The sequence below is a fragment of the Pedobacter kyungheensis genome (genome assembly GCF_000812965.1).
GTDB lineage: Bacteria > Bacteroidota > Bacteroidia > Sphingobacteriales > Sphingobacteriaceae > Pedobacter > Pedobacter kyungheensis.
Window position 1 is genome coordinate 120,491 of sequence record NZ_JSYN01000008.1, and the last position, 13,718, is coordinate 134,208.

Sequence of the window (13,718 nt, forward strand, 5' to 3'; positions counted from 1 at the left end):
AACTTACTCACTTATATGAAAAGACAATTATTGTCACTTACTATTCTTTTAGTCTTTGTAGCAAATGCGTTTGCACTGGTAAAAAACGAACCCGATTCGGCTTATCTTTTTGCATACAATGTAAACGGATTACGCTTTGCCTGGAGCTTGGATAAACAGCACTGGATGCCTGTTGGTAATAATTACACCTTTTTAAAAAGCGATTACGGCCGCTGGGGGAGCGAAAAGAAAATGATCAGCCCCTATCTCATCCAGGGGAAAAATAAACAATGGATTTGTGCCTGGAGCTTAAATAACCAAGCCATGCAGTTTGCCACTGCCCAATCGGCTAATCTGATTAACTGGAAACCACAAAGCTATCCATACGTAGCAGGTGGCAAAAATGTATTGCGACCGGTAATTAGCTATAATCCGGGTACTGATGAATATACCCTGATATATACCGATGCTGAAGGAAAATATTTCGAAGTAAAATCTAAAGATTTAAGTCATTACAGCTCCGCAAAGCCTGTAACCGCATCGGCCTATCGTAATGCCAGTACCGCTATTAATATGGATGGCAAACAGGAAGGACAAATGTTCTACCTGCCCTGGAGCGATATTTTAGCCTTGAAAAAAGCCTTCGAACTGCAGGACTATAAAAGTAAACAGAATGCAGAGCAAACTAAAGATGATGCCAGCCGGTTTAACGGCTTAAAGCAGGTGACAGCCAAAATAGCTTTCGAGCCTGAAAAAGCCAAAGCCATCAGTAATATGCTTACGGGTGTTTTTTTCGAAGATTTAAACTATGCTGCCGATGGCGGGCTTTATGCAGAACTGATCCAAAACCGTGATTTTGAATATCACCCGCGCGACAAAGGTTTTAACGACAAAAACTGGAACAGTATGTATGCCTGGACAATAACAGGTACCAGTTTGCAAATCGATTCGGTTTCGCCAATTCACCCCAACAATCCACACTACGCAGTGATAAATGCTACTGCTGCAGGTGCTACTTTAAGTAACAGTGGTTTTGATGGTATCGCCCTGAAAAAGGGCGAGGCTTATCATTTTTCGATGTTTACAAAACTGCTGGATAAACAAAAGTTAAACCTTAAAATAAGGCTTACCAGCGCTAAAGCCGGTGTTATTGCACAGGCTACCTTAAAAATTGGTGCTGCAAACTGGCAAAAACAAGCAGTTACCCTTACATCCACTTCTGATGTTGCAGATGCCAAACTTGAGCTGGTAATCGAAACTCCGGGCCGTTTTGCAATTGACATGGTTTCTTTATTCCCCCAAAGTACTTTTAAAAACCGTAAAAATGGTTTGAGGGCCGATCTGGCCGAAACCATTGCAGGTATCAAGCCTCGATTTGTGCGTTTCCCTGGCGGTTGTTTGGCTCATGGCGATGGCATTGCCAATATTTACAAATGGAAAAATTCTATTGGCCCGCTCGAATCGCGCAAACCCGACCGTAACCTTTGGGGCTATCACCAAACCATGGGACTTGGATATTTTGAATACTTTCAGTTTTGCGAAGATATTGGTGCTGCTCCTGTTCCGGTTATTGCTGCAGGGGTACCTTGCCAAAATTCTTCAACAGGTGGTGGCGGACAACAAGGCGGTATTCCAATGAGTGAGATGGATGCTTATATCCAGGATATTATTGACCTGGTTGAATATGCCAATGGCGATATTAAAACCAAATGGGGCAAAAAACGGGCAGAGGCAGGTCATCCAAAACCATTTAACCTGAAGTACATTGGCATAGGCAACGAAGATCAGATTACCGAAGTATTTGCCGAGCGATTTGCCATGATTTACAAGGCACTGAGCAAAGCACACCCCGAAATTACCGTTATTGGCACCGCCGGACCATTTTTTGAAGGCAGCGATTACGATGCAGGCTGGCAGATTGCCTCAAACCTCCATGTTCCGGTTATTGATGAGCACTACTACCAATCGCCGGGCTGGTTTATTAATAATCAGGATTTTTACGACAGTTACGATCGCGGCAAATCAAAAGTTTACCTGGGCGAATATGCAGCAAGTCTTCCCGGCGGGAATAAAACCAACCTGGAAACCTCCTTATCCGAAGCATTATACCTGACTTCGCTTGAGCGGAATGGTGATGTGGTGAGTATGGCCTCCTACGCGCCGCTGATTGCCAAAGAGGGGCATACCCAATGGAATCCGGATTTAATTTATTTTAACAATACCGAGGTGAAGCCTACTATTGGCTACTATGTACAACAATTATATGGACAAAATGGTGGCGATACTTATATCCCCTCTACTATAGTACTTTCCGCAAACCAGGAAGCTGTTAAAAAAAGAGTAGCTTGCTCAATGGTTAAAGATGCAGCAAGCGGCGAAATTACCGTTAAACTGGTTAACCTGCTTCCGGTAGCAGTAAACACCACCTTGGATTTAAATTTGAAACAGCAAAGTTTTAATGCCACCAAAACAGTCCTATCTGGAAACCCCGCCGATAAAAAAGTTTTGCATGTAAGCAGCAACATCACACTTACTAGCGGGCAGCAGCTCGAAATACCGGCTTATTCTTTTACCGTGATTAAATTTAAACCAAAAAAATGATCCCCTGGACAATGTCTCCTATCAACCCAACCCTAAGCAGAATATATTATCAGCGGAACTGTTAAAATAGTTATATTGCAGCGCCAAAAACAATGATTCCTGCTCAAAACGTTAAGCGTCAAAAACTAATCTCATTCCTGCTAAAAAAGGAATGCCTGATTGCTATTTACCTTATTCTGGCTATTGTAGCGGGGTATAAACAATACCATCACCACTCGTATAACAATTACCTTATCTTTAAATATGTGTATTGGCATACTACCGATTTACAAAACCTGTACCTGAACTATCCCGAATATAACGACAGTAACCATTATGGCCCTGTATTTTCGGTGCTTATTGCTCCTTTTGCTTTATTACCCGATGGCGCGGGTACTATCCTCTGGAACATAGCTAACGTAGCGGTGTTACTTTGGGGTATTTACAGTTTGCCACTTAATCTTAAAACCAGATCAGTTATTGCCTGGATCTGCGCCCACGAAACCCTTACAGCACTGTTTAGCTTTCAGTTTAACATTGCCCTAACCGGAATTATATTGCTGAGTTTCTCCTATCTTGTTAAAAAGAAAGAGATACAATCGGCTTTTTTTATTGCTTTGGGTACTTTAGTTAAGTTGTACGGCATTGTTGGCTTAGCTTTCTTCTTCTTTACCAAAAACAAATTGAAATTTATACTAGCTGGCCTGGCGGCGCTTATCTTATTGTTTGCATTGCCTATGCTTATTTCTTCGCCGGCATTCATTATACAATCTTACAGCGACTGGTACCATTCACTTGCCCATAAAAATGAGCTAAATGCATCGCTAACCTCTTTTCAGGATATTTCGTTAATGGGCATGGCCAGAAGGATAACGGGTGATGTAACCATTCCGAACATGCCCTTTTTATTGGGTGGGGTAATTTTGTTTGGCTTACCTTATTTAAGGACAGCTCAGTTTAAACATACCGGTTTCAGGTTGATGCTTCTGGCATCAACACTAATTTTTACCGTTATTTTCAGTAGTGGATCTGAATCGCCTACCTACGTTATTGCCTTTGCAGGTGTAGCCATCTGGTTTAGTATACAAAAAGAGAAAAAAGGGTGGATAATTGCATTGTTTGTCTTCGCTTTTATCCTCACCAGCTTGTCGCCAACCGATATTTTCCCACGGCCAGTTAAAGAATTTATTCGTCTATATTCACTTAAAGCCCTACCTTGCGTGTTGATTTGGTTTACCATTGTTTACCAAATGATGAAAGAAGATTTTGAGTCTTATCTGATTGCCGATAAATGAAGAAATTAGTTTCTATAGTCATCCCAGCCTATAACGAGGCCGATAATATTTTTGTAATTGCAGAAAGTATTAAAAAGGTTTTTGCTACGCTTAGTTACAATTACGAAATCATTTTGGTTGATGATGGCAGTGCCGACCATACGCTCGAAAAAATAAAAGAATATGCAGCAACGGCCGAAAATGTATTTTTTCTCGAATTTTCTAAAAACTTTGGTCACCAGCTGGCAGTTAAGGCAGGTATGGACCATGCTTTTGGAGATTGCGTAATTTCTATGGATTGCGATATGCAGCATCCGCCCGAGCTGATTCCGGATATGATTGCCAAATGGGAAGCCGGTTATGAAGTAGTGTACACCATCCGCGAAGAAGATAAAAATTTATCTAAAGGTAAAAGAAGCTCATCGAGTCTGTTCTATAAAGTTTTAAACTGGCTTTCTGATATTGATCTGGAGCCCGGAGCGGCAGATTTCCGCCTGCTCGATCAGCGGGTGGTTAATGTTTTCCGTAATTTTCACGAAAACGAACCTTTTTTGCGTGGACTGGTAAAATGGCTGGGCTTTAAGCAATATGCCATTAAATATAACCCAGCTGCACGTTTCTCGGGGCAAAGTAAATACACCCTGAAAAAGATGCTCAGGCTGGCCTTGCATGGTGTTACCTCTTTCAGCATCAAGCCGCTTTATACAGCAGTTTATCTGGGTTTTATTCTTTCTTTTGCTTCGGTGCTGTACATCCCTTATATTATCTACGCATTTGTTAACCATGTTGAGGTTTCAGGCTGGGCATCGGTAATTATGACCATAGTATTTTTCGGTGGGCTACAACTCATCATTTTGGGCATTATAGGCATATATGTTGGTAAGATGTTTATGCAGGCTAAAAACCGCCCAAATTACATTATCCGTTCAACTAATATTAAGCAGCAATAAATGGTTCTGTTAAGTTTTGATATCGAAGAGTTCGATATGCCTTTTGAATATGGAAAAACGATTTCTTTTGAAGATCAGATCTCCATTTCGAGGACAGGAACCATTGCTATTTTAGATCTTTTGGATAAACACCAGGTAAAAGCTACATTTTTCTGCACCGTAACCTTTGCAGAAAATATTCCCGACCTGATTAAAAGAATTGTTTATAGCGGTCATGAACTGGCTTCGCATGGTTATTATCACTCCGATTTTAAGCCTGAACATTTATTGCAGTCGAAATTAAAACTCGAAGAACTTTCAGGTCAGGAAATCATCGGTTACCGCATGGCGAGGATGATGCCCGTTGATGAACGCGAAGTAGAAAAGGCTGGTTATAGCTATAACTCTTCTATCAACCCAACCTATTTACCCGGACGCTACAATAACTTTCATGTTTCGCGGACCCACTTCATGCAAAACAATGTATTGCAGCTTCCCGCTTCGGTAAGTCCATGGGTCAGGTTCCCTTTATTCTGGTTATCTTTTCATAACCTTCCTTTGGGTATTTACAAAAGCTTAGCCAAATGGGCCTATCAAAAAGATCATTACCTGAACATCTATTTTCACCCCTGGGAGTTTACCGATCTTAATGATTTTGAACGTTTTGGTTTTCCGGCCTATGTACGTAAAAATACGGGCGCGCAAATGATTGCGCGTATGGATAACTTTATAGCCCATTTAAAAGCCAAACAATATCCATTCGGTACCATACAGCAATTCCTTAAACCACTATTACACGAGGCTAAAAAATAACTATTTATAGGTTTCGGCGAGTTTTAAGGCGTTATAGGCATTTACAATACCACCACTTACGCAGATCTCGCTAAACAGTACGCGAACGTTCTCACCCTTTTCGTTTTTGTATTTAATTTTATGGGCAACCTTTGATACTGATTTCATAATAATTTCCCTTACCTGCGCTGGTTTCAGTTCAGGGTAGTAACTTAAAATTAAACCTGCCAGGCCAGCCACAACCGGCGAAGCCATACTCGTTCCGTCAGCTTCTTCATACTTATTATCCGGAATGGTCGATTTGATCAGGAAACCTGGTGCAAAAACATCTACATTGTATTTTCCGTAATTCGAAAAATCGGCTTTCAGGTTATCATCGTCTTTATAAGCGCTGGCTCCCACTTCGATCCAGTTTGTTGCATGTGGCAGATTAAATTTAGCCGTATCAACAGGCACAGGTTTTAACGCCGAAGTTCTATCGTAGGGAGCACGCATACCCATACCGCCATACTGTGCATTAGGTCGTGGTGGGGTAAAATCAGGTTTACTAGCCTTTTTATGGGCTTGTTTATAAGCCTCAGACTCTTTGCTATCAAAAAACTTATTCGGAAAATTTTCTTCTACATCATTATCCTGATTATCATTTCCGGCGGCATGCACCAGTAAAACACCTTTAGTTTCGGCATATTTCACAGCTTCATCTACCGCTTTTTTATCCCACTTATAACTTTTCCCAAAGCTCATATTAATTACTCGGGCACCATTATCAACTGCATAACGGATACCATTGGCTACATCTTTATCACGTTCATCGCCTGTTGGCACCACTCTTATGGCCATAATTTTTACCGCGTTAGCTACCCCCAAAATACCTTCAGCATTGTTCCGGTCGGCACCAATAATCCCCGAAACATGCGTACCGTGAAAAGCATCGGGTCCTTTTACATCGTTATTTCCGTAATTACGTTGATTTGCATCGCTGTAGTCGTCACCTACCAGCTCCGCACGCATATCGTATTTAGGATTTAAATTATACTTAAGCATGGCGTCGTATTGCTTGTAGCCATCTTTAATATTTTTATAAAACTTTTCGAAACCACCGTCTTCCTTAGCACCTTTTCTGATAATCGTTTTCACCTGTTCTTCGGTTTCATCATCAGCTTTGTACTGGTCTATGTCGGCTAAAGTCGGAATTTCCTTTTTATTGATTTTTGCAACCGAATCTAATACCTTGTTAATGGCAATCAATACCGAGAAAGTATTACTGGCATCTTCGTATTTTTTACCGAAATCGCCAACCATCTTTTTATACAGCCTAAACTCTTCCTTTTGTGTACTATCTAAAGGTGTTAAATTGGTAGTAGATTGATATTTGGGTGTGTAAATACGTAATAAACGCACCAATTCCAGGTTATCAAACTCAAGATTACCTTTTTTCGAACCGATAAAGTTCCAGCCATGCACATCATCGATGTAACCATTACCATCATCATCGATCCCATTGCCTGGAATTTCCTTTTTATTGGTCCATAGCACGTTTTTTAAATCCGGATGATTGATATCTACTCCACCATCAATTACGGCTACTACAATCTCTTGTTTGGGCTTTTTATCTTTTAATAAATCGCGGTAAGCTTTTTCTGTGCTGATACCAAAGTAACCGTTTTCGGTTAAGTCGAGATTAAACCAATTGGCCGGGAGCTGTACATTTTTATTCTGTGCAAAAACTGCAAAGTTAATACCGCATAAAAAAGCAAGGCAAGCCAGTTTCTTCAGGTTCAAATTCATCATAGCAATATCTACGTAATATTACAATAATACGGTTTTATTGGCTTGAGCTTAAAAGATTTTACATTTTTTAACAAGCATAATCAGATGGCTGTTACCTTTGCGAAACAAGCAGGTAAGCAGTCACTGTTTATTTTTATCATTAAGAGATTAAGGGCATGAAGAAAAGACCTTTATGCTTTTGTCCAGGCAAACCTTAATTACCTTAACTGCTAAGTGGTTTAAAGTATCAGATGAAAGGGTAAAACTGAAGTAGTTATTTTTTGAAGCGCAAAGCCAGTGCAGGTAACAAAGGTTCCGTCCTGCTGTACGTTACAATCCTTTTGGAGACCTTATGCAAGATTTAATATGCCTGTTCAAGCCAAAAGGGATTTTCACTGCCATCAGGGCTATTATTAAAAGCTTAAAGCAAAAAGAAGAAAGACCAAAGCAGGTATATCCAGTTTTGGTCTTTATGAGTTTTATCCTTATCATGAACCCTCTTGCAATCAATTTAGCACAGACCGTCATTGCCAGCTTGATCCGATAGCTATCGGATGGCAATCTTAATGCTAATGAAAGGTTAAACCTCGCAGGTTTTAAATAATAAAAGAACCGAGCTAAACCTGCGAGGTTTTTTAAGGATATTAAAAAGCCACTTTATATAGAAAGCCTTAATCCTGCTTTCTGCTTTGGTCTTTAAGCTTTAGTCTTTCTGCTTTGGTCTCCAGAATGGCCGTAAACAAGAAAACCCCTCAGCTTTAGCTGAAGGGTTCCTTTAAGATTTGGCACCGACCTACTCTCCCACGTGTTACCGCAGTACCATTGGCTCTGGTGGGCTTAACTTCTCTGTTCGGAATGGGAAGAGGTGGACACCACCGATATAGGCACCTAAATATTTTTATTTGAAGCTTAAAGGTCAAAGCTCAAAGACTAAAGCTTCTGTATTTCGCTTTGGTCTTTATGCTTTAAGCTTTCCGCTCAAATGACATATTATTGAAAGAAGTTAGTTTGAAGAACAAACAACAGTCTGTTTGCTTTGAAAGCTTCGGATGATTAGTACTACTCGACTGTGCTGTCGCCAGCTTTACATCTGTAGCCTATCAACGTAGTAGTCTGCTACGGTCCTATATGGAATTCTCATCTCGTGGCTAGTTTCGCACTTAGATGCTTTCAGCGCTTATCTATTCCCAGCGTAGCTACTCTGCAATGCCCCTGGCGGAACAACAGATTCACTAGAGGCTAGTCCAACCCGGTCCTCTCGTACTAAGGTCAGCCCCACTCAAAATTCCTACGCCCACAACAGATAGGGACCGAACTGTCTCGCGACGTTCTGAACCCAGCTCGCGTGCCACTTTAATCGGCGAACAGCCGAACCCTTGGGACCTTCTCCAGCCCCAGGATGTGACGAGCCGACATCGAGGTGCCAAACCTCCCCGTCGATATGAGCTCTTGGGGGAGATCAGCCTGTTATCCCCAGCGTACCTTTTATCCTTTGAGCGATGGCCCTTCCATGCAGAACCACCGGATCACTATATCCGTCTTTCGACCCTGATCGACCTGTATGTCTCACAGTCAAGCAAGCTTATGCTATTGCACTCCGCGTACGGTTACCAAGCGTACTGAGCTTACCTTTGAAAGCCTCCGTTACCTTTTTGGAGGCGACCACCCCAGTCAAACTACCCATCAAACAATGTCTCCCGCTTGGCGGGATTAGACACCGAATACAGAAAGGGTGGTATTTCAACGTTGGCTCCACGACGCCTAGCGACGCCGCTTCAAAGCCTCCCACCTATCCTACACATCCTGTACCCAATGTCAATGTTAAATTGTAGTGAAGGTGCATGGGGTCTTTCCGTCCCGTTGCGGGTACCCGGCGTCTTCACCGGGACCACAATTTCACCGAGCTCATGGCTGAGACAGCGCCCAGATCGTTACACCATTCGTGCAGGTCGGAACTTACCCGACAAGGAATTTCGCTACCTTAGGACCGTTATAGTTACGGCCGCCGTTTACTGGGGCTTCGATTCAATGCTTCTCCTTGCGGATGACATCCCCTCTTAACCTTCCAGCACCGGGCAGGTGTCAGGCCTTATACTTCATCTTTCGATTTTGCAAAGCCATGTGTTTTTGTTAAACAGTCGCCTGGGCCTTTTCACTGCGGCTGCCATTGCTGACAGCGCCCCTTCTCCCGAAGTTACAGGGCCATTTTGCCGAGTTCCTTAGCCATGATTCACTCGAGCACCTTAGAATCCTCTTCCCGGATACCTGTGTCGGTTTGCGGTACGGGTTTTTATAACCTGAAGCTTAGCGGTTTTTCTTGGAAGTCTGATTACCTGCACTATCCACTCAGCCGAAGCCTCGCGGTACTATCAGCTCTCAGCAAGACCGGCGGATTTGCCTACCAGTCCTATACCTACAGCCTTTAACGATCTATTCCGTCAGATCGCGGCAGTGTCACTACTCCGTCCCCACATCGCAGTTATAAAAAGTACGGTAATATTAAACCGTTGTCCATCGAATTTCCCCTTCGGGTTCTCCTTAGGTCCCGACTAACCCTGATCCGATTAGCGTTGATCAGGAAACCTTATCCTTTCGGTGGGCGGGTTTCTCGCCCGCCTTATCGTTACTTATGCCTACATTTGCTTTTCTATACACTCCAGCACCCATTACCAGATACCTTCACTGTATATAGAATGCTCCCCTACCGATATATTTCAATCCCATAGCTTCGGTGTACAATTTTATGCCCGTTTATTATCCATGCCCGATCGCTCGACTAGTGAGCTGTTACGCACTCTTTAAATGAATGGCTGCTTCCAAGCCAACATCCTAGCTGTCTGTGCAATCGGACCTCGTTAGTTCAACTTAACTGTAACTTGGGGACCTTAGCTGATGGTCTGGGTTCTTTCCCTCTCGGCGCGTGACCTTAGCACCCCGCGCCTCACTGCCGATCATATTATATAGCATTCGGAGTTTGTCTGGATTTGGTAGGATTTGACTCCCCCGCACCCAATCAGTAGCTCTACCTCTATATAACTCAATATCGACGCTGTTCCTAAAAACATTTCGGGGAGTACGAGCTATTTCCCAGTTTGATTAGCCTTTCACCCCTACCCACAGATCATCCGGAAACTTTTCAACGTTTATCGGTTCGGTCCTCCAGTACGTGTTACCGCACCTTCAACCTGTCCATGGGTAGATCACAAGGTTTCGCGTCTACCTCCTCTGACTATACGCCCTATTCAGACTCGCTTTCGCTTCGGATCCGTGCCTGAAGCACTTAACCTTGCCAGAGAAGAGTAACTCGTAGGCTCATTATGCAAAAGGCACGCCGTCACGCAACTTGTACGCTCCGACCGCTTGTAAGTACACGGTTTCAGGTTCTATTTCACTCCCCTGTTCGGGGTTCTTTTCACCTTTCCCTCACGGTACTGGTTCACTATCGGTCTCTCAGGAGTATTTAGCCTTACCGGATGGTGCCGGCAAATTCCCACAAGGCGTCTCCGACCTCGCGGTACTCAGGATACTACTAGGCTAGCATTCTATACGTGTACTGGGCTATCACCATGTATCGCCGGGCTTCCCATCCCGTTCCACTTCTGTTTGCTAATACCACATCGTAGTCCTACAACCCCAAAACTGCCGTAACAGTATTGGTTTGGGCTCTTTCCCTTTCGCTCGCCACTACTCAGGAAATCATTGTTATTTTCTCTTCCTCTGCTTACTTAGATGTTTCAGTTCGGCAGGTTTGCTCATTATATGTGACTGGCCTTCAACCAGCCGGGTTGCCCCATTCGGAAATCTTCGGATCAATTCCTATTTGCAAATACCCGAAGCTTATCGCAGCTTATCACGTCCTTCATCGCCTCTGAGAGCCAAGGCATCCCCCGTGTACTCTTTCTTACTTTCTTCTACTCATACGCCTTTTGCGCCGTATGGTATGCTTTTTTGCTCTTGTTATGATGTCTCATACCTTGATTTGTATTGCTACTCCTCTCGGTGAGCACAAACATAACAGTCGCCTATTGTTGTTTGCTCTTCTTTTTTAACTTCTTCCAATATGTCAAAGAACTTTATTAAGGTAGAAGGTGGAGGGTATAAAGGTGGAGGGTTTCATTGCCCTGCGCCTAAGCCTCTAGCTTAACCTTATTAGTAAAAAACTGCGGTCTCGAACCGTTTCAGATGTTTTCTTCATCACATCCGTGCCCCATGGCGTTTCTTCTTTTCTTAATTATGTCAATGTATACTATCAATCCTGATAGTGTGTGTGTGTGGAGAATAACGGAGTCGAACCGTTGACCTCCTGCGTGCAAGGCAGGCGCTCTAGCCAGCTGAGCTAATCCCCCAAAAGTTAGTTATCAGTTATCAATTTTCAGTTTCCAGTTATTAACTGTGAACTGTTAACTGCCAATTGAAAACTTCAATGGTAGTCCCGTCCAGATTTGAACTGGAGACCCCTACATTATCAGTGTAGTGCTCTAACCAGGCTGAGCTACGGGACTGTTTCTTTTAGGTTCCAGTGTTTAGCAGTTAGTTATTACCGCTACCGCTTTTCCCTGTGTACCTTTGAATCATATCCTGCTGCTGTAACCTTAGCTACCAGACAACCGTCATTTCTTCTGGGTGTTTCTTTTGTTTTTTTAAGTACCGGGTATTCAGTATCAGGTATCAAGACCTTAAGCCTTCTACCTTCAAACCATCTACCTTATACCTTTTTTTGAAATATCATGTGGCGAAGCGAGTAGGTGATTCTACTCCAGAAAGGAGGTATTCCAGCCGCACCTTCCGGTACGGCTACCTTGTTACGACTTAGCCCCAGTTACCGGTTTTACCCTAGGACGCTCCTTGCGGTTACATACTTTAGGTACCCCCAGCTTCCATGGCTTGACGGGCGGTGTGTACTGTGTACGGGAACGTATTCACCGCGTCATTGCTGATACGCGATTACTAGCGAATCCAACTTCATGGGGTCGAGTTGCAGACCCCAATCCGAACTGTGAATGGCTTTGTGAGATTCGCATACTGTTGCCAGCTAGCTGCCCTCTGTACCATCCATTGTAGCACGTGTGTAGCCCCGGACGTAAGGGCCATGATGACTTGACGTCGTCCCCTCCTTCCTCTCTGTTTGCACAGGCAGTCTGTTTAGAGTCCCCACCATTACATGCTGGCAACTAAACATAGGGGTTGCGCTCGTTGCGGGACTTAACCCAACACCTCACGGCACGAGCTGACGACAGCCATGCAGCACCTAGTTTCGTGTGATTGCTCACTGATCTATCTCTAAATCATTCACTAACTTTCAAGCCCGGGTAAGGTTCCTCGCGTATCATCGAATTAAACCACATGCTCCTCCGCTTGTGCGGGCCCCCGTCAATTCCTTTGAGTTTCACCCTTGCGGGCGTACTCCCCAGGTGGAACACTTAACGCTTTCGCTTAGCCGCTGACTGTGTATCGCCAACAGCGAGTGTTCATCGTTTAGGGCGTGGACTACCAGGGTATCTAATCCTGTTTGATCCCCACGCTTTCGTGCCTCAGCGTCAATAAGACCATAGTAAGCTGCCTTCGCAATCGGTGTTCTGAGACATATCTATGCATTTCACCGCTACTTGTCTCATTCCGCCTACCTCTAGTCCATTCAAGCCCATCAGTATCAAGGGCACTGCGATAGTTGAGCTACCGTCTTTCACCCCTGACTTAACAGGCCGCCTACGCACCCTTTAAACCCAATAAATCCGGATAACGCTTGGATCCTCCGTATTACCGCGGCTGCTGGCACGGAGTTAGCCGATCCTTATTCTTCCGGTACATTCAGCTACTTACACGTAAGTAGGTTTATTCCCGGATAAAAGCAGTTTACAACCCATAGGGCAGTCTTCCTGCACGCGGCATGGCTGGTTCAGAGTTCCCTCCATTGACCAATATTCCTTACTGCTGCCTCCCGTAGGAGTCTGGTCCGTGTCTCAGTACCAGTGTGGGGGGCCATCCTCTCAGATCCCCTAGTCATCGTCGCCTTGGTGGGCCGTTACCCCGCCAACTAGCTAATGACACGCATGCCCATCTTTATCCTATAAATATTTGATCATTGGATAATGCTATCCTGTGATTTTATGCGGTGTTAATCCGGATTTCTCCGGGCTATCCCCCTGATAAAGGTAGGTTGCATACGCGTTACGCACCCGTGCGCCACTTTCATAAGGAGCAAGCCCCTTAATCGCGTTCGACTTGCATGTATTAGGCCTGCCGCTAGCGTTCATCCTGAGCCAGGATCAAACTCTCCATTGTAAAATGTTGTGTAAGATTCTGACCAGTTTTAACTATTGTTAAAAATAGTCTTCTTTTGTTTTGTCTGTTAGACATCACCTTTAAAATAAAGCTCCTTAATCATGTACTTCGA

The 13,718-nt window shown here is 43.8% G+C and carries 5 protein-coding genes, 2 tRNA genes and 3 rRNA genes; 4 read left to right on the top strand and 6 right to left on the bottom strand.

The features are described from left to right. Nucleotides 1–15: 15 nt before the first annotated feature. The 4 genes from OC25_RS09020 to OC25_RS09035 all read left to right on the top strand — a co-directional run bounded on the left by OC25_RS09020 (nt 16) and on the right by OC25_RS09035 (nt 5,575). Nucleotides 16–2,580 carry an alpha-L-arabinofuranosidase C-terminal domain-containing protein gene (locus OC25_RS09020; protein ID WP_039474576.1) on the top strand — a complete coding sequence of 855 codons (2,565 nt, stop codon included), beginning with the start codon at nt 16–18 and terminating at the stop codon, nt 2,578–2,580. Between the two features lie 92 nt (nt 2,581–2,672). Next, nucleotides 2,673–3,854, top strand: coding sequence for a glycosyltransferase family 87 protein (locus OC25_RS09025; protein ID WP_039474578.1), 1,182 nt, complete (start codon nt 2,673–2,675; stop codon nt 3,852–3,854). Beyond that, nucleotides 3,851–4,783 (top strand): glycosyltransferase family 2 protein, encoded by a 933-nt coding sequence (locus tag OC25_RS09030; RefSeq protein WP_039474580.1) that lies wholly within the window; start codon nt 3,851–3,853, stop codon nt 4,781–4,783. Before OC25_RS09025 ends, OC25_RS09030 begins: the two co-directional genes overlap by 4 nt. Next, nucleotides 4,784–5,575 (top strand): polysaccharide deacetylase family protein, encoded by a 792-nt coding sequence (locus OC25_RS09035; protein WP_039474582.1) that lies wholly within the window; start codon nt 4,784–4,786, stop codon nt 5,573–5,575. On the opposite strand, the gene OC25_RS09040 is transcribed toward OC25_RS09035, so the two are convergent. The 6 genes from OC25_RS09040 to OC25_RS09070 all read right to left on the bottom strand — a co-directional run bounded on the left by OC25_RS09040 (nt 5,576) and on the right by OC25_RS09070 (nt 13,606). After that, on the bottom strand, nt 5,576–7,342 hold the full coding sequence (locus OC25_RS09040; RefSeq protein ID WP_039474585.1) for a S8 family peptidase: 1,767 nt from the start codon (nt 7,340–7,342) through the stop codon (nt 5,576–5,578). A gap of 762 nt (nt 7,343–8,104) precedes the next feature. Continuing rightward, nucleotides 8,105–8,216: ribosomal RNA gene (gene rrf, locus OC25_RS09050) — 5S ribosomal RNA — on the bottom strand. A 142-nt stretch (nt 8,217–8,358) separates the two neighbouring features. After that, nucleotides 8,359–11,235, bottom strand: a 23S ribosomal RNA gene (locus tag OC25_RS09055). Nucleotides 11,236–11,596: 361 nt separating this feature from the next. Continuing rightward, nucleotides 11,597–11,670 (bottom strand) — tRNA-Ala (locus tag OC25_RS09060). A 78-nt stretch (nt 11,671–11,748) separates the two neighbouring features. Further along, a tRNA-Ile gene (locus OC25_RS09065) sits at nt 11,749–11,826 on the bottom strand. 258 nt (nt 11,827–12,084) lie between these two features. Next, nucleotides 12,085–13,606: ribosomal RNA gene (locus OC25_RS09070) — 16S ribosomal RNA — on the bottom strand. The 16S, 23S and 5S rRNA genes sit together here with 2 tRNA genes alongside, the layout of an rRNA operon. Nucleotides 13,607–13,718: the final 112 nt, after the last annotated feature.

Bases quoted from the DNA above. Each gene is read 5' to 3' on its own strand.
- OC25_RS09040 (WP_039474585.1), bottom strand. From the start codon at position 7,342: ATGAATTTGAACCTGAAGAAACTGGCTTGCCTTGCTTTTTTATGCGGT.
- OC25_RS09035 (WP_039474582.1), top strand. From the start codon at position 4,784: ATGGTTCTGTTAAGTTTTGATATCGAAGAGTTCGATATGCCTTTTGAA.
- OC25_RS09025 (WP_039474578.1), top strand. From the start codon at position 2,673: ATGATTCCTGCTCAAAACGTTAAGCGTCAAAAACTAATCTCATTCCTG.
- OC25_RS09020 (WP_039474576.1), top strand. From the start codon at position 16: ATGAAAAGACAATTATTGTCACTTACTATTCTTTTAGTCTTTGTAGCA.
- OC25_RS09030 (WP_039474580.1), top strand. From the start codon at position 3,851: ATGAAGAAATTAGTTTCTATAGTCATCCCAGCCTATAACGAGGCCGAT.